This window comes from Pseudomonadota bacterium (genome assembly GCA_027624955.1).
GTDB lineage: Bacteria > Pseudomonadota > Alphaproteobacteria > UBA828 > UBA828 > PTKB01.
Genome location: JAQBTG010000027.1, coordinates 16,375 through 38,003, shown reverse-complemented (window position 1 = coordinate 38,003; position 21,629 = coordinate 16,375). Strand labels below are relative to the sequence as shown.

The following is a 21,629-nucleotide window of genomic DNA, read 5'->3' as shown; positions in this document are numbered from 1 at the left end:
CAGCCATGTCCATTAAATTTCAGCGCGCCCTAGTTATCGGTGGCTCGAGCGGCGTCGGCCGCGAAGTATCGTTGGCATTAGCCAAAATTGGCGTCCGCACCGCCGTCGCTGCGCGCGGCGCGACCGCGCTGGCGGAATTGAAGGCCGCCGCGCCCGAAATCGAAACCGTCGCCGCCGATGCCGCTGCGGATGGCGTGGCGCAGGATCTCCTCACGCGGTTCAGTCCGGACCTGCTGATCCTGGCGGGTGGCCACCGGCCGAAGATGGCGGCGGTGCACGAACTGGATTGGGATGAATTTAGCGCCGCCTGGAATAACGACACCAAAATCGCATTCGAATTCACCAAGGCCGCGCTGACGGCGCCGCTCGCCGCCGGCGGCTTGTTCGTCAGCTTCTCGTCGGGCGCATCGCTCGCTGGCTCACCGCTTTCGGGCGGTTATGCCGGGGCCAAGCGGATGCAGTATTTTCTGGTGAATTACGGCCAGCGCGAGGCCGATCGCATGGAACTCGGCTTGAGGTTTATGTCGATCATTCCCAAGCAACTGATTGCTGGCACGGAAATCGGCAACATGGCCTCGGCCGCCTATGCCGCATCTGCCGGCATGCCGATCGACAAATTTATGAGCCAGTGGGAGCATCCGCTGACCGCCGAACTCGCCGGTGCGCATCTGATTGATCTTTTGGGCCGTGCACCCGAAGCTGGCGCCAGCGCTTTCACGATTACCGGCAGTGGCGCTGAAGCTATGGCGTAACCGGCTTGTATGACGGACGGTGGCATAACAGGTGGCGAACGCGGATACCCAGCCGATCTCGCAGACGACGTTCGAGCAGGCTCTGCCCGAACTCAGGCCGGAAATACACCGCTATTGCAGCCGTATGACCGGCTCAGTGATCGACGGTGAGGACGTCTTGCAAATCGCCTGTATGAAAGCGTTCGAAGCGTTGAAGCGTGGCGACCAAGTGACCAATTTGCGCGCTTGGTTGTTCCGCATTGCGCACAACGTCACGCTTGATTATTTGCGCGGCAAGAAACGGGACAAGGCCATGCTCAACGCGACAATGCCGGCGGCCGAGACGGTGCCGCAAGCCGTCATGCGTAGCGAAGTTGCCGATTCGTTGCGTCCCTTCCTGGCGCTGCCGCCGCGCCAGCGCAGCACGGTAATATTTCGTGACATTCTCGGCTATACGGCGGGTGAGGTCGCCAATCTGACCGATAGCAGCATCGCGTCGGTTAAGGCTTCCCTGCACCGCGGCCGGGAAAACTTGAAACGCGGCGAGACCGCCTCGGCGGCGGATTCATCGCCGCTCACACGAGAAGAACGGCAGCGGCTCGGCCTCTATGCCCAACATTTCAACGATCATAATTTTGATAAGCTAAGAGACATGCTGTCCGCCGAAGTGCGGCTGGAACTGGTAGGCCGTGTACGGGAAACCGGGCGCCAGCAGATCGGAAATTATTTTGGCAATTATTCGAAGCGGCGCGATTGGCGGATGATGCCGGGGCTGGTGGAGGGTCGCGGCGCAATCCTGGCCTTTGACCTGGAGCACGCCGGCAGCAAACCGGCCTATTTTATCCTGCTGGAGTTTCGCGGCCGGGAGCTAGGCTTTATCCGCGATTTCCGCTACGCCCGCTATGCCATGACTGATGCCCAATGGGAGGTGTTTGGCTGAGTCGGGCGGATTTCGCTCAATATTATTTAGCTAGCTATTTGTTTATTGGTTTTATCTTTTTCGCGCAGATGTTTTCGGTAGTGTGCTGCGTCGGCCCAGCATTTATCGAGGATCACTTCGAGGGCTGTGGCGACATCGGCTTTACCCGATGAGCGCGCCTTGATGACGCAATCCTCAAGCAGGTCGGTAACGCGGCGGCGCACGCGTTTGGAGCGGATGGCGAGCGGGCGGCTGTTTCCGTCTGCTGTGCCGTCTGCTGTGCCGCCGGGGGCTGCGCCCGGCATTTCATCACTCGCCGGCGCATAGCTGGGCGGCGCATAGCTGGCGCCATATCTGAGTTCGGCAGATGTCATCCCGGCGAGCGCGGCTATTTTGGCCAGCATATGCTCGCTCGGCGCATGTTTGCCCTGTTCCCAGCGCGACACCGCGCCCTGGCTCACAACCAGGGCTTTGGCGAACTTGGCCTGGGTCATCCCGAGGCCCTCGCGCAACGCCTGTATTCTCGCGGCAAACGCCATTTCCATCGCTATACACTCCTGGTCTCGCGCCTAATTTGACGCCTGGTCTCACGCGTGGTCTCGCGAATCACCTTGCCGTACACGAATAACATAACTTGGTTAATATGCGTATAGCGAATTTATTGTCCTCTCACGCCAAGGAACCGGTGCTTCCCTATAGACGGCTAGGAGCCGGGGGACGGAAGAGCGGCTGTTTCCGTGTTACTTTAGTCTCTTGGCGATATATCCGGCGCCTACAGGGACGCCTACCTAATGACCGTTAAAGCGCCCGCGTGTGTGCGCCGCGGTATCGAGGCCGGAGGCCAGGCCGAAGCCCTCCTTGCCAATTGCGGCAACACCGCTCTCGATCTTGGCCAGCAGTGTCTCCAGTAAGCGCATCTCGGCGCTGTCGAGATCGGCTACCAGCTTGTCCTGATAGGCACGTGCCACCGGCACGATCTGGTCATAGACCTCGCGCCCGCTATCGCTGAGATAGAGCTTGGAGCGGCGCCGGTCGCTGGGGTCTGAATCACGGCGGACGCGCTCAAACTGTAACAACCGCGCCACACCGCGACTGACCCGCACCTTGTCCATCGCCGTCAGTTCGCCGACCTCATTGGCGCAAACCCCGGGAAAGCGTCCCAATACGGTCATGATACGCCATTCCTGAACGGTCAAATCGAAGCGCACGGCATAAAGCCGGGCCAAACCGCGGCTTACACGGCTGGCGATGACGGAGAGCTGATAGGGCAGGAAGCTTTCGAGCGCGATGCGGCTTTCAGCGCGCAGCGGCGGGATACTGAGTTCCTGATAAACTTTCGCCGAATTGGTTGCCATGTCCACTCTCCTAGATTCGTTTCGTCTCCCCCCTATTTATGCATGATACGAATATATGTCAAGTATGATTATGCGTATATGTAATAATTACTCGCGGCACCGCCCCGAAAACCGAGAGAATCCGCTGGATTGGCCTTGCGCCTGCCGCACCAGTCGGACATAGTCATATTCTTCTCGGGGGGAGCCATTTCGGCTGAGAGGTTGGCGCCGCCAACGACCCCGAAACCTGATCCGGTTAATGCCGGCGTAGGAACTGGGAATTTGCCGCACACCCCCACTCCCCCCTCTGCGATATCGCCGTCCCCTGCCATATCGATTTCAGGCGTAAGCCTCAGCTACGCCGGTGCGTATCTCTTTGAAGGCCTGGATCTGGACTTGCCAGCTGGCCTGTGCAGCGCTCTTCTCGGGCCGAGCGGTGTGGGCAAAAGCAGCCTGCTGCGATTGATCGCTGGCCTTGAAGAATTTGAGACTGGCGGCAAGATCGACATCACTGCAAACGGTGCCGGTGCGCCGGCCAAATTATCGACCTCCATCGCCTATATGGCGCAACAGGATTTGCTGTTGCCGTGGCTGGATGTGCTCAGCAACGTCATGTTGGGAGGGCGCCTGCGCGGTGAACTGCCGGACCGCGCCCGCGCCCGCGATTTGCTAGCCCGCGTCGGCCTGGCGGACCGCGAGAAAGCCTTGCCGGCGACATTGTCGGGCGGTATGCGTCAGCGCGTCGCCCTCGCCCGCACCCTGATGGAAGACCGCCCAGTGGTGCTGATGGATGAGCCGTTTTCCGCGCTCGACGCCATAACCCGCCTGCGCCTCCAAGAGCTTGCTGCCGAGTTGTTGCGCGGGCGCACGATCCTGCTCGTCACCCACGACCCGATGGAGGCACTGCGTATCGGCGAGCGCATCTTTATCATGGCCGGGCGCCCGGCGGAGCTTAGCCAAGTGCCGCCGCCCGCCGGCAACACGCCACGCGATCCGGCCGACGCTGATTTTCTCGGCCATCACGCGGAATTGCTGCGCCGCCTCCGCGCCGCCGACGCACAAATATGATGCGCTTCATCCGCCCGCTCATAATCATCGCCGGCTTGGTGCTGCTGTGGCAGATCATCGTCTGGCTGACAGACGCGCCGCATTTCATTTTGCCGGCGCCGGCGCGCGTTGCCGAAGCCTGGTGGACGCATCACCTGACGATCCTCGGGCATGCCGGGGTCACGTTGTTGGAAATCGCCCTCGGCCTTTTGTGCGGCGTGGCGCTCGGCGTATCAAGCGCCCTGGCGCTGGCTTATTTCCGCCCTGCCAGGCGCTGGCTGTTGCCGGTTTTGGTCGCGTCTCAGGCGGTGCCGGTCTTCGCGCTCGCGCCCATCCTGGTGCTGTGGCTGGGCTATGGCATCACCTCCAAGGTGGCGATGGCGACTCTGATTATCTATTTCCCGGTAACCGTCAGTTTCTTCGACGGCCTGCGCCGCACCGAGCCAGGCTGGACCGATCTCGCCCGCACCATGGGCGCCAGCCGTTGGAAGATGCTCACCCGCATCCGTATGCCGGCCGCCCTGCCCGCCCTTGCTTCGGGATTGCGCGTCGCCACTGCTGTCGCGCCTATCGGCGCGGTAGTCGGCGAATGGGTCGGCGCCAGCGCTGGCCTCGGCTATCTCATGCTGCATGCCAACGGGCGTGTACAAACCGATTTGATGTTCGCCGCGCTGCTCACTTTGGCGTTCTTCGCCGTGATTATCTATTTCATCGTCGACAACGGACTGCGTCACGCCTTGCCCTGGCAGCCCGACAAATTGCCGGCCCACCAACAGGAGTAATCCCGCCATGTTTTACATGTTCCGACGCTCTTTTCTGTTGCCGGTGACACTCGTGTTGCTGCTGGCATCGACAGGCGCTCAGGCGAACGACAAACTAACTCTGCTGCTTGACTGGTTCATTAATCCCGATCATGCACCGCTGTTGGTCGCCCAGGAACGCGGCTATTTCGCCGCGCATGGGCTCGACGTGGAGATCATTGCGCCCGCCGATCCCAACGATCCGCCGAAGCTGGTCGCCGCCGGCAAGGCCGATATCGCACTCTCGTATCAGCCGCAACTTTATGTCCAGGTTGCGGCGGGCCTGCCGCTCACGCGCTTCGGCACGTTGATCGCGACGCCGCTCAACACCTTACTCGTGCTCGAAGATGGCCCGGTAAAATCGATCGCCGATCTCAAAGGGCGCAAGGTCGGCTATTCCATCGGCGGTTTCGAGGATGCGTTGTTGAGCGCCATGTTGGCGCGCCACGGCCTTAGCCTCGACGACATCACCCTGGTGAACGTCAATTTCTCGCTCTCGCCGGCATTGCTCTCAGGCCAGGTCGATGCGGTGATCGGCGCCTACCGCAACTTCGAGCTCAACCAAATGGACATCGAAGGCCATACGGGCCGCGCCTTCTATGTCGAGGAAGAAGGCGTGCCGAGTTATGACGAATTGATTTTGGTGGCCAATACGGAGCGCATGAACCGCGCCGTCCTGCGCCGCTTTCTCGACGCCCTCGAAGACGGCGTGCAATATCTGGTGAACCATCCTAACGAAAGCTGGGCGCTGTTCATTCGCGGCCGCAGCGAATTGGACGATGAACTCAACCGGCGCGCCTGGCGCGATACGCTGGCGCGCTTCGCACTCCGCCCCGCAGCGCTTGACCGCGCGCGCTATGCCCGCTTCGCCCACTTCATGTACGAACAGGGCCTGATCCCGGAAGCTCTTTCCGTCGACGACTACGCCACCATATTAGAATGATCCGGGCGCGCGCCTCATACTGGTCCAGGGGGCTTTGCGCCCCCTCGCCCATGAGGCATAATTGAACGGCGAATCGTACCGATTCCCTTTGGCTTTGGGCGTTTCGCGGGTTCTATCTTAGCGGAGGGAATATTGTTGCACGTGGTCGGCCTGTTCGCGGTGCTATTCGGCACCTGGGTGATCCTTTCCGGCCATTTCACTCCCTTTCTCCTCATCGCTGGGGCTATTTGTTCCGCGATAACCGTCGCCATTACGTTGCGCATGGACCTACTGGACCGGCGGCGCGATTTCATCGGCCCTGTGTGGCGCCTGCCGCTCTATTGGCTGTGGCTGGCCGGGCAGATCATCCTTTGGTCGCTGATCGTCTCGCGCAAAGTGCTGGCACCGCGTCTCGATATAGATCCGGTGCTGGAGCGTATTTCGAGCAGCCAACGCAGTGACCTCGGCAGGGTCATGTACGCCAACTCGATTACGCTCACCCCCGGCACCGTCTCAACCGATGTCGGCGAAGGCGAAATTGAAGTGCACGCGCTCACCCGCGCGGCGATGGCAGACCTGAAAACGGACGATATGGACCGCCGTGTCAGCGCCACCGAGGCCGCGCCAACCAAAGCGGCCGGGCCGGCGGGTGGCGGGCCGTGATGTTCATCGCCGCCGCCGCCGCTCTAATCGCCGCGATGTTCCTGGCGCTTGCCCGGGCCTTTGCCGGGCCGACGGTGTATGACCGTATCCTGGCGGTGAATCATATCGGTAGCCAGACGGTGCTGCTCATCGCGGTGATGGGCTTCATCAGCGGGCGGCCGGATTTCCTTGATATTTCGTTGCTCTACGCGTTGATCAATTTCGTCGCCACGATTGCTGTGTTGCGCTACGTCAAACGCGGGCGCGCGCAGGTGGACAAACAATCGTGATTCTCGACATTCTCAGTTGGATCTCGATCTCTATCGGCGCATTTTTCGTGCTCGTCGGCGGCATCGGCATTTGGCGCATGCCGGACTTGTTCACCCGCATGCATCCCGCCGGAATCACCGATACGGCCGGCGCCGGATTTCTCCTGTTGGGCCTGCTGCTGCAATCGGGCGATTGGCTGGTATCGGTCAAGCTGGCGCTGATTTTCGCATTCTTGCTGTTCACCAGCCCGGTCGCCACGCACGCCCTGGCCCATGCGGCGCTGCTCGACGGGCTCAAGCCGTGGACACGGCCGCGCGACAAGACGCGCGACAAGGACGGCGAGCCATAGACCTTATCCTCAACATAATCCTGCTGATCTTTGTCACTGCCACCGGCATCGCCGCGGTGTGGCTGCGCAATCTGCTCGCCTCGGCCATGGTGCTCGGTATTTACAGCCTGCTGATGGCGGCGCTGTGGGTGGTGCTGGATGCCGTCGACGTCGCGTTCACCGAAGCCGCCGTCGGCGCTGGCGTCACCACGGTACTGATGCTGCTCGCCATCGCGCTTACCGGGCGCGAGGAAAAGCGCGCCCGCACGCGGCCGTGGTTTCCGCTTGCCATCTCACTCGCCACCGCCGGATTGCTGATTTATGCCACCCTCGGCATGCCGGCGTTCGGCATTGCCGATGCCCCGGCGCAGCTTCATGTCGCGCCTTATTATTTGCAGCGCGGCGAAGCCGAAACCGGCGTGCCAAATATTGTGACCGCCGTGCTGGCCAGCTACCGCGGCTTCGACACCTTAGGCGAGGTGACGGTGGTCTTCACGGCTGGCATGGGCGTGCTGGTGCTGTTGAGCAGCGCGACACGGCGCCGGCGAAGCGCCGCAGCGCCGGCCAAGGAGGATTCAGCGTGAGCGATTTCCTCGTCCTTAAGGTGACGGCCAAGCTGCTCATCCCATTCATTCTGCTGTTCGGTTTTTACGTCCAGATGCATGGCGATTACGGCCCCGGCGGCGGCTTTCAAGCAGGCGTCATCGTTGCGACCGCGTTCATCCTCTACGCCATTGTTTTCGAGATCGGGACGGCGCGCCGCGTCGCGCCGATGACGGTATTGGTCTCCATTGCCTGCTTGGGCGTGCTGCTCTATGCCGGCGTGGGTGTTGCCAATCTCATCTATGGCGGGCGCTTTCTCGAATATGGCGTGCTCGCGCATGACGCGGCGCATGGCAATCATATCGGCATTTTGATCGTCGAAATCGGCGTCGGCATGGCGGTTGCCGCGGTGATGATGATTATCTTCTTTAGCTTCGCCCGGCGGCGCTGAAACGGACGGGCGGACCGCTACAATGGATATCCTCAGCCACGTCAATTATTGGGCCGCGATTGCGCTCGCAACAATCGGTATTTATGCCGTGGTGGCGCGCCACAATTTGATCAAAAAGCTGATCGGCCTCAGCCTGTTTCAGACGGCGGTGTTTCTGCTGTTCATCACCATCGGCAAGGTGACCGGCGGCACAGCGCCGATCCTGGATGACGCCTATAGCGTTTATTCCAACCCGCTACCGCATGTTTTGATTCTCACCGCCATCGTGGTTTCGGTCTCGACTCTGGCGGTCGGGCTGGCCCTCGCCATTGCCATCAAGCGCGAATATGGCACGGTCGAGGAAGACGAGATTCACGATGCGGATAGCGATCCGGGGCCGGGCAGCGCATGATCGCCAGCCATCTTCCTGTGTTGCAGGTCGCGCTACCGCTGATCGCGGCACCGCTCTGTGTACTTCTGCGCCGGCCCACCCTGGCCTGGGCCTTCGCCACCCTGGTGAGCTGGGCGCTGTTGGCGATGTCGATCTCGTTGCTGATCCGGGTCATGGCGGATGGTGTTATTTCCTACCATCTCGGCGGTTGGGCGCCGCCGTTCGGCATCGAATACCGCCTCGATGCGCTCAACTGCTTCGTGCTGTTGGTGATCTCTGCCGTCGCCGCCGTAGTCACGCCCTATATGCGCCAAAGTGTCGCCAGCGAGATCGCAGCACCTCGGCACAATCTGTTCTACGGCGTTTATCTGCTGGCATTAACCGGCTTGCTCGGCATCGCGGCAACCGGCGATGCGTTCAACATTTACGTCTTCATGGAAATTTCGTCGCTCGCCTCTTATGTGCTGATCGGCCTGGGGTCCTCACGCCGCGCCCGCGCCGCCGCCTTTCAATATCTGATCATGGGAACCATCGGCGCGACGTTCCTGCTGATCGGTATCGGCCTCCTCTACATGATGACCGGGACGCTCAATCTGGCCGATCTGTCGGTGCGTGTGGCCGAGGTGCCCGATATGCGGCCCATATATGCCGCCTTCGCGTTCATTACCGTCGGCGTGCTGATCAAGCTCGCACTCTTTCCGCTGCATATGTGGCTGCCCAACGCCTATACCGAGGCGCCCTCCGCCGTTTCTGCCTTTCTCGCTGCATCGGCGACCAAGGTTGGCGCCTATGTGCTGCTGCGCTTCGTCTTTACCCTATTTGGCCTGGAGTTTTCCTTCGAGCGCATGCCGCTGATGGAAATCCTCATGCCGCTGTCGCTGATCGCCATTCTGGTCGGCTCGGGCGTGGCGATATTCCAGCATGACCTGAAGCGCCTCTTCGCCTATTCCAGCATTGGCCAGATCGGCTATCTGGGGCTCGGCATCAGCTTCGCCTCGACCAGCGGGCTGACCGGCGCGATCGTGCATATCTTCAATCACGCGATGATGAAGGGCGGAATCTTCCTAGCGCTCGGCTGCATGATGTACCGCACCGGCTCAGTCGAAATCAGCGCCCTTCATGGCCTCGGCCGGCGCATGCCGTTCACCATGGCGGCGTTAATTATCGGCGGGTTGGGCTTGGTCGGCGTGCCGCTCACCTCCGGATTTGTCAGCAAATGGTATCTCGTACAAGCCGCACTTGAAGCCGACCTCTGGCCGGTCGCTGTCTTAATCCTGATGGGCTCGCTGGTGGCTCTGGTTTATGTCGGGCGGGTGATTGAAGCCGCCTATTTCCATCCGCCCCCGCCAGGTGCGCCGGCGATCCGAGAAGCGCCATTGCAGATGTTGATCCCAACCTGGATTCTGCTCGCCGCCTCGATCTATTTTGGCGTTCATACCGATATTACCGTCAGTATTGCTGAACGCGGGGCAGAGATGCTGTTGGGGCAAGCGCAATGAGCGGCGGCGCGCTCATTCTGCTGGCCCTGGCGATCCCCATCGGTGGCGCGGTTTTGCTTTCGGTTGTCGGACGCTTTGCCCACTTGCGTAACGAAACGTCATTGATAACGTCGTGCGGGCTGTTGGCCGCGGTGGCGGCGCTCGTGCCCGCGGTCATGGCCGGAGCCCGGCCGTCCATTAGCCTGTTCGAGTTCGCCCCCGGCCTCGAATTCGCATTCGAGGTCGAACCGCTCGGCATGCTGTTCGCGCTGCTCGCGTCATTCCTCTGGATTATCACCACGATCTATTCGATCAGTTATCTCGCCGCCAACGGCGAGGCGCATCGGACGCGGTTTCACGTCTGCTTTTCGCTCGCCCTAGCGAGCGTCATCGGCATCGCCTTTGCCGGCAACATGCTGACCCTGTTTTTTTTCTACGAGGCGCTCACTCTTTGCACCTATCCGCTTGTCGCCCATAGCGGCACCGAGGCGGCGCGCCGAGGCGCGCGGCGCTATCTGGCAATTCTCCTTTCGACCTCGATCATGCTGTTGTTGTTGGCAATCCTCTGGACGTGGGTGGCGGTTGGGACGCTTGATTTCCGCGCTGGCGGCATTCTCATGGGCGCCGTATCCGAGCCCGTCATGGCGGTCCTGTTGGTGCTTTACGTCTTTGGCGTCGGCAAAGCGGCGTTGATGCCGTTTCATGGCTGGCTGCCAGCGGCAATGGTGGCACCGGCGCCAGTTAGCGCCCTTCTGCATGCCGTCGCGGTGGTCAAGGCCGGGGTGTTTACCATCGTCAAAATTGCGCTCTATATCTTCGGCCTCGATGCGATACGCGATTTCGCCAGCGGCGAATGGCTGCTCTATGTTGCCGGCGCGACCATCTTGATCGCCTCGCTCCTGGCACTCCGCCAGGACAATTTGAAACACCGCCTCGCTTATTCGACCGTAAGCCAGCTTTCATACGTTGTGCTCGGTGTCGCCATGGCCAATGCCCATGCGGTGATGGGCGCCTCTTTGCACATCGCCATGCACGGTTTCGCCAAGATCACGCTTTTTTTCTGCGCCGGCGCGATCTACACGGCGACGAGAAAAACGCATATCAGCCAATTGGACGGCATCGGCCGGCGCATGCCGGTAACCATGGGCGCGTTCACGATAGGCGCGCTGGCGCTAATCGGCCTGCCGCCTTTCTCCGGCGCCTGGAGCAAATATTACCTCGTGCTCGGGTCGCTCGACGACCGCGAATATGGGGTGCTTGCCGTGCTGCTCATCAGTTCGCTCCTCAACGCGCTTTATTTTCTGCCCATTATTGCGCGTGCCTATTTCCCAATCGGTGGGCAGCCGCTCCCGGTCGCCGGCGGCATCACCGAAGCGCCGAAGTTACAATTGGTTGCGATCTCGATCACCGCGCTCGGTTCGGTGGCGCTATTTGCCTATCCGCAGTTCTTATTCAACCTGCTGCGGCCGCTGGTCGGGATGTGAGGATAGCGGCATGAGCGATAAAGCCTGGATCGAGAAACGCAAGAACGTGGTGCTGATGGTGCGCATCCTCCTCGCCGTCAGCATCGTCTTGCTGCTGCTCGACCTGGTGATCCACCGCCATGATTTGTTCAGTTGGGAGGGTTGGTTCGGTTTTTACGGCTTCTACGGCTTCGTCGCCTGCGTCGCGCTGGTGTTTGCGGCCAAGGTCCTGCGCAAATTGGTGATGCGCCCGGAAGATTATTATGATCGATAGCCTGCCGCCCTTCCTGATCTTCTTCGCCGGGGCGCTGCTGGTGGCGTTGGCGCCGGGCCGTCTGCGCCCGATCCTGACGCTGATGGTGCCGATCTTCGGCGGCTGGAACCTGTGGTATATCGCCGACGGCGGCGGCGGCCTGCAAGTGGCGTTGTTCGATACCCAACTTGAGTTGGTGCGCTCCGACAAACTGTCGCTGCTGTTCGGCATTCTGTTTCACCTCGCAACATTCCTCGCCTGTCTCTATGCCTTCCACCTCAAAGACCGGATGCAGCAGGTCGCGGCGTTGATCTATGCCGGCGGTGCGCTCGGCGCGGTGTTTGCCGGTGATTTGATTACGCTCTTCGTCGCCTGGGAAATCATGGCGGTGTCATCGGTATATTTGATTTGGGCGCGGCGCACACCGCGCGCCAGTGCGGCGGGCCTGCGCTATCTGACGATGCAAATATCCTCCGGCCTGCTGCTGCTCGCCGGTGCGCTCCTACATATATCTGAGACCGGTTCGCCAGCTTTCGGTCCAATGGGCTTGAGCTCACTCGCCGGTATTCTCATCTTCACCGCCTTCGGCATCAAATGCGCCTTTCCCTTGGTGCATAGCTGGCTCACCGACGCCTATCCGGAGGCGACGCCCACCGGCATGGTTTTCTTGAGCGCCTTTACCACCAAAGTCGCGGTCTACGGGCTGGCGCGCGGATACGCCGGCACCGAGGTACTGATCTATATCGGCACCGCCATGGCCATGTTCCCAATTTTCTTCGCCGTGATCGAAAATGATCTGCGCCGCGTGCTCGCCTTCAGCCTGATCAACCAGGTCGGCTTCATGGTGGTCGGCATCGGCATCGGCAGCCAATTGGCGATGAACGGCGCCATCAGCCATGCCTTCAACGACGTGCTGTTCAAGGGGCTATTGCTGATGTCGATGGGCGCGGTGCTGCATCAAACCGGCAAGATCAACGGCTCGGAACTGGGCGGCCTCTATAAGAGCATGCCGATTACCACCGGTCTCTGTATTGTCGGCGCGGCGTCGATTTCGGCGTTCCCGCTATTCTCGGGATTCGTCAGCAAATCGATGGTCATGGTGGCGGTGGCGGACGAAGGGCATTGGGTCGTCTGGCTGCTGTTGTTGTTTGCTTCCGCCGGCGTGTTTCATCATGCCGGCATCAAAATTCCCTATTTCGCGTTTTTCGCCCATGATTCCGGCATTCGCACCCGCGAGCCGCCGCTCAATATGCTGCTCGCAATGGGGTTGAGCGCGCTGCTGTGCATCGGCATCGGCGTCTTCCCGAGTGTGCTGTATGGTCTTTTGCCGTGGGATGTGGATTACGCACCGTACACGGCGGACCATGTGCTCACCCAACTGCAGTTGCTGTTTTTCTCGGCGCTGGCCTTCGCCTGGCTCAACCTGGCTAAGCTCTATCCGCCGGAACTGCCATCCGTCAATCTCGATGCCGATTGGCTCTACCGCCGCCTCGGCCTCGGCGCGGCGCGGCGCGGCGAACGCCTTTGGATAAAAGCCGAGCAAGGCAGCGCGCGCCTGGCAGCGCATGGCAGTGGCTTGTTGCAGCGCGCGGCGGCGCGTCATTACGGCCCGGCCAGCGTCCTCGCCCGCACCTGGAGCACCGGATTTGCCGCGCTCTGGATTGTTGTGCTGCTTGGTATCTGCCTGATCCTCTATTATCTCTAGATGATGCCGAACAGACGTCTATTCGCTTGTCTCCTGGTCGTGCTGACGCTGCTTGGCGGTTGCGCCGCGCCTTCCCTATGGCGCGCCGAACACTACCGCGACCACGCACTAACCGGCCGCATTTGGAATGTCGCCGAAGCCCGCTTCATCGAACGCGCGGAATTGTTTGCCGCCCTCGCACCGGCTCGCTTCATCCTGCTTGGTGAAACGCACGACAATCCGGATCACCATCTGCTGCAAGCCGATATCGTCACCGCTCTAGCGGATGCGGGCCGCCGCCCGGTGCTGGCCTTCGAGATGTTCGACATGTCGCAAGCTGCGGCTCTTAGCGCGCATTTAGCAAATTCGCCCGGCGATGCCGCGGGGATCGGCGCGGCGGTCGGTTGGGAAAAAGCCGGCTGGCCCGACTGGGCACTCTACCTGCCCATCGCCGAAGCGGGTTTGCACGCCGGCCTAGAATTGCGCGCTGCCAATATGACCCGAGCCGAAGTCCGCGTTCTGGCACAATCGGGCTTGGCCGGTACGGCGCCGGAGCTTGTCCAACGCCTGCAACTGGATCGCCCGATGCCGGCGGTGGATGAAGATAATTTGAATCAGGAGATCGATGCCGCGCATTGTGGCTACGCCAATAAAGAGATGATCGAGGCCATGGCCTACGCGCAATTCGCCCGCGATGCGCATTTGGCGCGCGAAATGAGCGCTGCCGGCGAGATCGATGGGGCTGTCTTAATCGCCGGCGCCGGCCATGCGCGCAGCGACCGCGCCGTCCCCTTCCATCTCCGCCGAATGGCGCCCGGCCGCGCCATCATCAGCCTCGCCTTTCTGGAAGTGAGCGCGGGCGAGGACGCCGCAGCCGCCTACGCCACGCCGTTCGGCGGCGAGGCTCTGCCGTTCGACTATGTCTGGTTCACGCCGCGCGTCGATATCCGCGATGCCTGCGAGCGCTTCGAAGAGCAGCTCAAGAAAATGCGCGGGGAATAGACCGGGCCGCACTATACTCGAAGGCTGGTACGCAACGTGCGAGGAAGCAAGCGATGTCCGAATGGGAACCCGGCGCCGATCCGTTTCCGCAAGACAAAGTCGAGAAAATCACAGACCTCACCTATGCCGGTGAGTTGAGTTTCGTGCGCCACGCCAAGGTGCATCTCGACAGGCCGCCCAATTCGCTATGGCAGCTGGCCGGGGATATCAGCGCAACCATGACCGTTCATCTCGAGAATGGCACGTCCTATTCCGTCACCGTCACCGCACCGCGCGGACTCTATACCGACCTTGCCTCGGTGCCGCAGGCGCTATGGTTCGTTGTCGGGCCGATCGGCAAGCATTTAGAAATCAGTATACTGCACGATTATCTCTACATGGCCTGGACCGATCACCGTGCGGCTGCCGCGCGCCAGGACTGGAGATTTGCCGACAAGATGTTTCTCACTGGTCTTAAGGAGTCAGGAGTCGGCTTACTCAAGCGCAACTTGATGTTCGCGGCGGTACATTCCGGTATCGGCTGGCGCGTGTTCAAAGCCAAATCCTACACGCTCAAGCAGCGCATGGACGACTGGCTGCCGCATCTCGATCCCGGCCACGACCGCGAGAGTTAAATGCCGGTCTATGGCCGGATGACGAACTAGTCGGAACCGGCTTCGGAGCGCGGCCAAACTTTTGGAAAGTCCGGAGAATTTCGCATCAATTCGCCGTCCGCTATTGCCGGGTCCTGGTGCGGAAATTCCGATGGCGGCACACGAACAGAATAGGTTGCATCATCGCCCAGGTAGCGGCCGACGATTGCCCTGCGCCTGGTCGTCGCCGTGAGATTCGCTTTGCCTTGGTGCAACAAGAGCGCTTGAAAAACAAGACAATCCCCAGGCTCGAGGGTCCACGATACGATGTCGTAAGCGTCACGTTCCTTATCGATATCCGGCGCCTTCTCGAATTTCTCGCCCTCAAAAGAACTGCCATCACGCATCTTGTCAAACGGCGCATACCACTTGCCCCAGCGATGTGAGCCGCGAACGAATTCGAGCATTGTATCTTCGGAAATTGGGTCCAACGGAACCCACATTGAACAAAACTGCTCGCCATTGACTGCCATATACGGTTGGTCTTGATGCCATGGCACACGGCTCTCGCGCGTGCCCGGCTCTTTCACGAACAGATGATCAAAAAACAGGTTGATCTGTGCCGCGCCCATAAGCTGCGCTGCGATCTCCGGGCCCGGCCCGTTGAGGGCGAATTCCCGGAATTCCGGAATCCGTTTGAACATGTAGAAATCATTGAAAAACAGTCCGGGATCTTCCAGTTTTGTGTAGACCTCGACGTGCGGGCCTGGAAAGACGAGGTCCTTTTCCACGGCGACGCGCAGCGTATCGATCCACTTAGCGTCGACGGCGCCGCGTAGTACGACCACACCATCGCGCCGGTAAGCCTCGATCTCGCTCTCGCCAATCAGGCGGTTCATAGCCATAGACTCCACTCTATCCCCCACATCACGCAAGTCGCGATAGCCCAGTGCTTCGTGCCGATTAAGTCGCGACTTGCCGGAGCTAGTCGCTAAGCAGCGCCGCGTCGCCGTCTGTCCCGTCTGCGCGGCTCATCGCAACATGTAGTTCTGCCCGAGGCAAACTTCGTCTGCCGGTTCGCAGGTCGCGAGTTCGCCATCAACGAACACGTCCCAGGAATTCGGGTCGACTCTGATCTCCGGACAGATGTCGTTGTGTAGCATGTCCTTCTTGCTCAATTTGGTGAAGCTACCGATGGGCAGCAACGGCTTGCTGGTCCCGAGCTTGCCCGGCACGTCGATGTCGAGCGCCCGCTGATGCACGAATACCGCACTCAGCGAGGCCGGCGCCCGGCCGCTTCCGCCGAACTGCGCGCGCTGCTTCACCGGCTCTGTCGCCCAATAGCTGCCCGCGCTGTCGCCGGTCGCGCCATGGGCAACGAAGCCACCCTTGATGGTCGCAACAGGCTTGATGCCGAAGAACGATGGCTTCCACGTCACCAGATCGGCCATCTTGCCGGGCTCAAGCGAGCCGACATATTTGTCGATGCCGAAAGCGCGCGCTGGGTTGATCGTGTATTTCGCGATGTAGCGCTTGATGCGCTCGTTGTCGGCGTCTCTGGATTTTTCTTCAGGCAGACGACCGCGTTGATCTCGCATCTTGCTCGCAAGTTGCCAGCAGCGCGAGATCACTTCGTTGATACGCCCCATGCCTTGACTGTCGGAACCGAACATGGCGATCGCGCCCATGTCGTGCAGCACATCTTCCGCCGCCATGGTGCCGGGACGCACGCGGCTTTCGGCAAACGCCACATCCTCCGGAAGGTCGTAGCGCAGGAGATGACACGACATCGTCATGTCGAGGCCTTCGTCGAAAGCGTTTTTGGTATAGGGGTTGGTCGGATTGGTCGATGAAGTCAGGCAGTTCAACTCGCCATTGCAGCGGATGATGTCGGGCGCATGGCCACCGCCACCGCCCTCAACGTGATACATATGGATCGTCCGTCCCGCGATCGCCGCGACGGTGCTTTCATAAAAGCCCGCTTCGTTCATCGTATCGGTATGGATTTGTACCGGGAAATCATAATCCTGAGAGGCCGTGAGACAGGCGTCGATGGTCGCCGGCATGGCGCCATAATCCTCGTGGATTTTGACGCCGATGATGCCGCCGTCCAGATGCTCGATGATGGTATTCGGGTCGTGCGATGAGCCGCGCCCTAGGAAGCCGAAATTCATCGGAAAACTTTCCGCCGCCTCGATCATGCGATGGGTGTTCCAGGGGCCGCCGCAGTCGATAGAAAAGAGCGGTCCCAACGCGCCGCCAATCATCGTCGTCAGCCCCGTAGCAATCGCATGGTCGCATTGCTCGGCCGAAAAAAAGTGGGTGTGGACGTCAATGCCGCCCGGCGTCACGATCAGTCCACCAGTTGGGTAATAGGTTGTGTTTGGCCCGCACACCATGTTGGGGTCAACACCGTCTTGGATATTAGGATTGCCGGCCTTGCCGATGCCGGCGATTTTGCCGTCGCGGATGCCGATGTCGGCCTTGATGATACCCAGCACCGGGTCGATGATCGTGGCGTTTTCCATCAGCATGTCGAGCGCACCGTCAGCGCGCGAGGTATGCGCGTCATAGGCCATGCCGTCGCGCATGGTGCGCCCCGCGCCGACCCAACATTCATCGCCATAGCTCGTGTGGTCGTGCTCGATCTCCGCATAGAGAGAAGAATCCCCCAAGCGGACTTTGTCGCCCTTGGTCGGCCCATAGAAAGAGGCATATTGCTCGCGTGTGATTTTTACCATTGTCCTATGCTCCTCTAAAGCCTTGTTGACGAGCGCGCTCCAGCGCTTGTTGTTTGACCTCTTCGGAGCGGATGGAGCCGTTGGTCAGATTGTTGAACCCCGTTACATTGCGCGCACCGGCAATCTCGACCAGCGCGACTTCCTTCTGCTGGCCCGGTTCGAAGCGCGCCGCCGTGCCCGACGGAATATCGAGGCGCATGCCGAACGCTGTCTCGCGATCAAATTCGAGCATCTTGTTGACCTCGAAGAAATGAAAATGGCTACCGATCTGGATCGGCCGGTCACCGGTGTTTGTTGCCTTGAGCGTGGCACTCCGCCGTCCCGCGTTGAGCTCTATTTCCTCGTCGGGAGTTACGATCTCGCCGGGCGGTCTGCGCTTCGGTTGCGCAATCTTACCGGGCCGGATCGGCTGATGCACGGTGATCAGCTTGGTGCCGTCCGGGAACATCGCTTCGATATGAAGCACCGGCATGAGATCATCAACTCCTGGGAGCACATCGTCCGTGGTGAGCAATTGAGAGCCCATGCCCATCGCATCTTTGAGCGATTTACCCTGCCGTGCGGCATACAGCAGCTCGTCACACACATAGGCGACGGCCTCCGGGTGACTCAGCTTGATGTCGCGCTTTATATGCTCGCGCGCCAGTTGGGCCGCCGCGAAGATCGTCAGCCGTTCGAGTTCGGTCGGTGTTAAATTCATTGTGTCCTCCCAAAAAAGATTGTCCCGTTTCGTTCGTTCAGGGAAAGGCGAATGCTTCGCCCATTGTGTCGCGACGTGGCGATCTCAGCCGCTGGCGAGTACGTGAAAAGCGTCGCCTGAAGCTATTTTTTCTTGGCCTGGCGCGATGCCGCGGCCACGGAAGAACGCGCCCAAGTCAGTATTTTCTTGCTGTCCTCGAGATCTACCGCCTGCACTTCGTAATATGGCATTTTGCCCGCCTTGGGCATGCCCGCAGCTTCGAAGGCCGGCAGATTTTCAGTGTCTCCTTTTAGCGCGACGATGCCCTTGGACGAAATCTTGGCGAACATGTCATCATCGAGAAAGATGCCATAACCGCCGAACATCGCTTTTGCCCGTGCCGGGCCGAGCGGCGCTATGGTCGCCAAGAATTTCTCCATCACCGCTTTTTTGTCCGTCACCCGTCTGATCCTCTGCGCAATCAGGTCAGCGCACCCAGGTTTCGGACCAGGCGAGGCACGACATGCCGCTTGGATGCCCGGCCATCATGTCGGGGTAGGTCTTTCCGGCAGCGGCGCGGCCCGCCACAGTCAGCGAAGCCGTTGCCGCCGGCGTCAGGCAGCTATAAACGCCCCACTCGCCAAGGCTCTCGCTGCCCGGCGATATGGCCAGCATGAAGGGCTCGCCCATATCGCTCCAGCGCATGACGATTTCACCCTCGGCTGAAGAGACAGTCTCGGTGAAGCTGGTGCCAATATCACCCGAATTGGAAAATTTGGCGGCAATGATCGGCAGATCTTTGTTGGCAAAGGTCTCCGGATGCAGGGTTTCCTCGATGATCTGGATAAAACGAGCGAAACCTTCATTGTCGCTATAGACGCGGATTTTCCCGTCCGTTACTTCGCTTTGCAGGAACAGCACATGGCCGGGTCCGGCCGGCGAAATCAAGCCGCGCCAATGGGCGCAGGTGGTGGTGTCTGCCCCGCCCTCCTCGGCGCACAGCCGTAAAAAGGAATTTTCGCCGGTAAAATGAACCTTATGTGACACGACCGCATCGCTCATGAGCTTTCTCCCCTGTTTAGAATGTTCTGAACATTCACCGTAAGGCATCTAGCGCGGCGACCGCAAGAAGCGGGTTGCTCCGCCGTCGGGCCGACAAGTAGCTTGCGGGATAGTTGGTAGGAGTAGGTCATCTTGAGCCAAGTAATCAACAGATCGATGACGCCGCGTGAGTGGGGCATGTTGATTGTCCTCTCTATGCTGTGGGGCGGCTCGTTCTATTTCGTCGGAATTGCGGTCATCGAGCTGCCGACCTTCACGATCGTATTTCTTCGTGTCGGTATCGCAGCACTGGGCCTACATGTGATCGTCCGGGTCATGGGCGAGCGCATGCCAACCGGCTTCGGAATCTGGCGCGCATTCTTCACCATGGGGTTTCTCAACAACATCATGCCGTTTTCGCTGATCGTTTGGGGTCAGAGTCACGTCGCGAGCGGCCTCGCCTCCATTTTACTGGCCACCACACCGTTGTTTACCGTCGTTGTCGCGCATTTCATGACTTCAGACGAGCGCCTGTCGGGGGGTCGGCTAGCGGGAATTGCGGTCGGCATTGTCGGCATCGTCATTTTGATCGGCAGCGACGCCGGCGAGGGATTTGAGTATTCTCTCCTCGCACATATCGCACTGCTCGGTGCGGCACTTTTCTACTCTTTCGGTGGGGTGTACGGGCGGCGCTTTCAACGCATGCACGTGACGCCGATTGTCACGGCCACCGGGCAGATCACAGCATCCAGCCTGATGTTGTTGCCGGTGGCACTGGTGGTCGACCGGCCCTGGGTCGTGGACATGCCGGGCGGCGGCACTTGGCTCGCCCTGGCCGGTCTGGCGCTGCTCTCCACTTCGCTCGCCTATATCCTCTATTTCCGTATCTTAGCGACGGCAGGCGCAACCAACCTGATGCTTGTGACCTTTCTCATACCGGTGAGCGCGATTATTCTCGGCGCGGCATTCTTAGCCGAACGCCTGCAAGTTAATCATTTTATCGGCATGGCGATCATCGGCATTGGCCTCGGCGCAATCGACGGACGACTTCTCAAACTGGCACTACGATTATGGAAGAGAGCTTGAGCACGAACGACAGCGGGCTGATCTGCGACTTCACCGGCGGCGCAGTTGGCCACCGCCAGCGCGCCGGCGGCGGTCGTGGACAAGCGTTGCCGCGCGCCGCTGGATTTACCAAGGGCCGCACGCCGTCGGTTGTGGACGCCACGGCTGGGCTTGGGCGCGATGCATATCTGCTCGCCTCGCTCGGTGCAGAGGTGACGCTGATAGAACGCTCGCCAGAAATTTACGCCCTGTTGCAGGACGGCCTGGCGCGCGCCGAGGCGGCCGGCGGAAAGGTCGCGGAAACCGTGGCCCGCATGACCCTTCTATTCGGTGACGCCCAAGCGCTGCTGCCGCAGTTGGCGCCCGAAATGGTGCTGGTCGATCCGATGCACCCGCCGCGCGGCAATACGGCGCTGGTAAAGAAGGAAATGCGCCTCTTGCGCGCCATTGTCGGCAGCGACCCGGACGCCGCAGATCTCATGCGGGTGGCTCTCACCGTCGCAACGAAAAGAGTGGTGCTAAAATACCCGCTGCGCGCCGAAGGGATGGCGGAATTGGCACCGCCATCACATCAAATTCGTGGAAAAACGACGCGCTACGACGTGTTTATGATCGGCTAATTCCCGCCGCAAGGCCGGGAATCCACGGGACGGTAGGCCGGTCACGGCCGGTGTCTGCAACTTCTTCGCGAGCGCCGGTGCGGTCCGCCTCATCACGCGCGGCAGAGATGATATCGGCAATAAAATCCGGAACATCGTCGGGCATTCTGTCGGGGATTTTGTCGAGCGGCAGGGCCTTTTTGTTTGGCGTGTGATGCCGGCACATCACGTCGAGATCGATAATCGCGGCCACTCCGCTCACCCTCTCGGTTTCCTTGAAGGCCAAATCCTGCATCGCCAAGCGGTTTAAAGCTTCTATCTCACGCGTACCAAAGGTGCGCCAAATCGATTCGACGAACGCCATGATGTTCTCGGGCAGATCATGGACAGAGACCTTGGGCGGCTCATGTTCAATGGCGCGATGTAAATTGGGCTCAAGCGGCCCGACTTCACTGACCACGAAAACTGAAGGCATCAGAGGTGCGCCGTCATGCTGGCCGGCATAGCGAGCCTGCGCCAAGTAAAGCAGGCGTTGCAGCTTGAGCGGTGAAACAAAGATGCCCTCAAATTCACCGCGCTGTAAAAACCAATGGGCGATATCGAATGTCGATGAAACGATCGGTGGTGTCATGTTCTCTGCTTGGATGCTATGAAGCGCGGGAGGTGGCGCATACGCTCAACATTGTGGGAAATTC

27 protein-coding genes and 1 riboswitch are annotated in these 21,629 nt (G+C 60.3%); of the genes, 19 read left to right on the top strand and 8 right to left on the bottom strand.

The window, feature by feature from the left end; translation table 11 throughout:
• The first annotated feature begins 5 nt into the window (after positions 1-5).
• Together O3A94_11570 and O3A94_11565 are read left to right on the top strand one after the other, a co-directional pair.
• Positions 6-752, top strand: a complete 747-nt coding sequence (locus O3A94_11570) for an SDR family NAD(P)-dependent oxidoreductase (GenBank protein MDA1356891.1) — start codon at positions 6-8, stop codon at positions 750-752.
• Between the two features lie 31 nt (positions 753-783).
• Positions 784-1,671, top strand: a complete 888-nt coding sequence (locus tag O3A94_11565; protein ID MDA1356890.1) for a sigma-70 family RNA polymerase sigma factor — start codon at positions 784-786, stop codon at positions 1,669-1,671.
• Between the two features lie 26 nt (positions 1,672-1,697).
• Here the strand turns inward: O3A94_11565 and O3A94_11560 are convergent, their stop codons facing one another.
• Together O3A94_11560 and O3A94_11555 are read right to left on the bottom strand one after the other, a co-directional pair.
• Entirely contained in the window at positions 1,698-2,195 is a 498-nt protein-coding gene (locus O3A94_11560) for a helix-turn-helix transcriptional regulator (protein ID MDA1356889.1), read from the bottom strand.
• Positions 2,196-2,438: 243 nt separating this feature from the next.
• Positions 2,439-3,005, bottom strand: coding sequence for a MarR family winged helix-turn-helix transcriptional regulator (locus O3A94_11555; GenBank protein ID MDA1356888.1), 567 nt, complete (start codon positions 3,003-3,005; stop codon positions 2,439-2,441).
• Positions 3,006-3,172: 167 nt separating this feature from the next.
• A riboswitch (TPP riboswitch) is annotated at positions 3,173-3,276 on the top strand.
• Positions 3,277-3,296: 20 nt separating this feature from the next.
• Between O3A94_11555 and O3A94_11550 the strand changes: the two genes are divergently transcribed.
• The 15 genes from O3A94_11550 to O3A94_11480 all read left to right on the top strand — a co-directional run bounded on the left by O3A94_11550 (position 3,297) and on the right by O3A94_11480 (position 14,851).
• Positions 3,297-4,052: an ABC transporter ATP-binding protein gene (locus tag O3A94_11550; GenBank protein MDA1356887.1), complete on the top strand. Its 756-nt coding sequence runs from the start codon at positions 3,297-3,299 to the stop codon at positions 4,050-4,052.
• Entirely contained in the window at positions 4,049-4,813 is a 765-nt protein-coding gene (locus O3A94_11545) for an ABC transporter permease (GenBank protein MDA1356886.1), read from the top strand. Before O3A94_11550 ends, O3A94_11545 begins: the two co-directional genes overlap by 4 nt.
• A gap of 16 nt (positions 4,814-4,829) precedes the next feature.
• Entirely contained in the window at positions 4,830-5,774 is a 945-nt protein-coding gene (locus tag O3A94_11540; GenBank protein MDA1356885.1) for an ABC transporter substrate-binding protein, read from the top strand.
• Positions 5,775-5,915: 141 nt separating this feature from the next.
• On the top strand, positions 5,916-6,416 hold the full coding sequence (locus tag O3A94_11535; protein MDA1356884.1) for a Na+/H+ antiporter subunit E: 501 nt from the start codon (positions 5,916-5,918) through the stop codon (positions 6,414-6,416).
• Positions 6,416-6,685, top strand: coding sequence for a monovalent cation/H+ antiporter complex subunit F (locus tag O3A94_11530; GenBank protein ID MDA1356883.1), 270 nt, complete (start codon positions 6,416-6,418; stop codon positions 6,683-6,685). The genes O3A94_11535 and O3A94_11530 overlap by 1 nt, the downstream gene beginning before the upstream one ends.
• Positions 6,682-7,014 carry a monovalent cation/H(+) antiporter subunit G gene (gene mnhG / locus O3A94_11525; protein MDA1356882.1) on the top strand — a complete coding sequence of 111 codons (333 nt, stop codon included), beginning with the start codon at positions 6,682-6,684 and terminating at the stop codon, positions 7,012-7,014. Before O3A94_11530 ends, mnhG begins: the two co-directional genes overlap by 4 nt.
• Positions 6,966-7,577, top strand: a complete 612-nt coding sequence (locus tag O3A94_11520; GenBank protein ID MDA1356881.1) for a DUF4040 domain-containing protein — start codon at positions 6,966-6,968, stop codon at positions 7,575-7,577. Before mnhG ends, O3A94_11520 begins: the two co-directional genes overlap by 49 nt.
• Positions 7,574-7,987 carry a Na(+)/H(+) antiporter subunit B gene (locus O3A94_11515; GenBank protein MDA1356880.1) on the top strand — a complete coding sequence of 138 codons (414 nt, stop codon included), beginning with the start codon at positions 7,574-7,576 and terminating at the stop codon, positions 7,985-7,987. The genes O3A94_11520 and O3A94_11515 overlap by 4 nt, the downstream gene beginning before the upstream one ends.
• A 22-nt stretch (positions 7,988-8,009) precedes the next feature.
• The gene (locus tag O3A94_11510; GenBank protein ID MDA1356879.1) at positions 8,010-8,378 is read left to right on the top strand and encodes a cation:proton antiporter subunit C; all 369 of its coding nucleotides are present in this window, start codon (positions 8,010-8,012) and stop codon (positions 8,376-8,378) included.
• Complete coding sequence (locus O3A94_11505; GenBank protein ID MDA1356878.1) at positions 8,375-9,856, top strand: monovalent cation/H+ antiporter subunit D family protein; 1,482 nt, start codon at positions 8,375-8,377, stop codon at positions 9,854-9,856. The genes O3A94_11510 and O3A94_11505 overlap by 4 nt, the downstream gene beginning before the upstream one ends.
• Positions 9,853-11,319, top strand: a complete 1,467-nt coding sequence (locus tag O3A94_11500; GenBank protein ID MDA1356877.1) for a proton-conducting transporter membrane subunit — start codon at positions 9,853-9,855, stop codon at positions 11,317-11,319. The genes O3A94_11505 and O3A94_11500 overlap by 4 nt, the downstream gene beginning before the upstream one ends.
• A gap of 10 nt (positions 11,320-11,329) precedes the next feature.
• Positions 11,330-11,572: a hypothetical protein gene (locus O3A94_11495; GenBank protein MDA1356876.1), complete on the top strand. Its 243-nt coding sequence runs from the start codon at positions 11,330-11,332 to the stop codon at positions 11,570-11,572.
• Positions 11,559-13,256 carry a Na(+)/H(+) antiporter subunit D gene (locus tag O3A94_11490; protein MDA1356875.1) on the top strand — a complete coding sequence of 566 codons (1,698 nt, stop codon included), beginning with the start codon at positions 11,559-11,561 and terminating at the stop codon, positions 13,254-13,256. Before O3A94_11495 ends, O3A94_11490 begins: the two co-directional genes overlap by 14 nt.
• The gene (locus O3A94_11485; GenBank protein ID MDA1356874.1) at positions 13,257-14,237 is read left to right on the top strand and encodes a ChaN family lipoprotein; all 981 of its coding nucleotides are present in this window, start codon (positions 13,257-13,259) and stop codon (positions 14,235-14,237) included.
• Between the two features lie 53 nt (positions 14,238-14,290).
• Positions 14,291-14,851 carry a DUF1353 domain-containing protein gene (locus O3A94_11480; protein ID MDA1356873.1) on the top strand — a complete coding sequence of 187 codons (561 nt, stop codon included), beginning with the start codon at positions 14,291-14,293 and terminating at the stop codon, positions 14,849-14,851.
• 26 nt (positions 14,852-14,877) lie between these two features.
• Here the strand turns inward: O3A94_11480 and O3A94_11475 are convergent, their stop codons facing one another.
• The 5 genes from O3A94_11475 to O3A94_11455 all read right to left on the bottom strand — a co-directional run bounded on the left by O3A94_11475 (position 14,878) and on the right by O3A94_11455 (position 19,291).
• Positions 14,878-15,708: a phytanoyl-CoA dioxygenase family protein gene (locus tag O3A94_11475; protein ID MDA1356872.1), complete on the bottom strand. Its 831-nt coding sequence runs from the start codon at positions 15,706-15,708 to the stop codon at positions 14,878-14,880.
• A gap of 132 nt (positions 15,709-15,840) precedes the next feature.
• Positions 15,841-17,550, bottom strand: a complete 1,710-nt coding sequence (ureC, locus tag O3A94_11470) for an urease subunit alpha (protein ID MDA1356871.1) — start codon at positions 17,548-17,550, stop codon at positions 15,841-15,843.
• 4 nt (positions 17,551-17,554) lie between these two features.
• Positions 17,555-18,250, bottom strand: a complete 696-nt coding sequence (locus O3A94_11465) for an urease subunit beta (protein MDA1356870.1) — start codon at positions 18,248-18,250, stop codon at positions 17,555-17,557.
• Between the two features lie 122 nt (positions 18,251-18,372).
• Entirely contained in the window at positions 18,373-18,690 is a 318-nt protein-coding gene (locus O3A94_11460; GenBank protein MDA1356869.1) for a TfoX/Sxy family protein, read from the bottom strand.
• 25 nt (positions 18,691-18,715) lie between these two features.
• Positions 18,716-19,291 (bottom strand): hypothetical protein, encoded by a 576-nt coding sequence (locus O3A94_11455; GenBank protein MDA1356868.1) that lies wholly within the window; start codon positions 19,289-19,291, stop codon positions 18,716-18,718.
• A gap of 156 nt (positions 19,292-19,447) precedes the next feature.
• On the opposite strand from O3A94_11455, the gene O3A94_11450 reads away from it, so the two are divergent.
• Together O3A94_11450 and O3A94_11445 are read left to right on the top strand one after the other, a co-directional pair.
• Complete coding sequence (locus O3A94_11450) at positions 19,448-20,356, top strand: DMT family transporter (GenBank protein MDA1356867.1); 909 nt, start codon at positions 19,448-19,450, stop codon at positions 20,354-20,356.
• Positions 20,341-20,955 (top strand): class I SAM-dependent methyltransferase, encoded by a 615-nt coding sequence (locus tag O3A94_11445; GenBank protein MDA1356866.1) that lies wholly within the window; start codon positions 20,341-20,343, stop codon positions 20,953-20,955. Before O3A94_11450 ends, O3A94_11445 begins: the two co-directional genes overlap by 16 nt.
• On the opposite strand, the gene O3A94_11440 is transcribed toward O3A94_11445, so the two are convergent.
• Complete coding sequence (locus tag O3A94_11440) at positions 20,942-21,565, bottom strand: hypothetical protein (GenBank protein ID MDA1356865.1); 624 nt, start codon at positions 21,563-21,565, stop codon at positions 20,942-20,944. The two genes, O3A94_11445 and O3A94_11440, sit on opposite strands and share 14 nt — an antisense overlap.
• Positions 21,566-21,629: the final 64 nt, after the last annotated feature.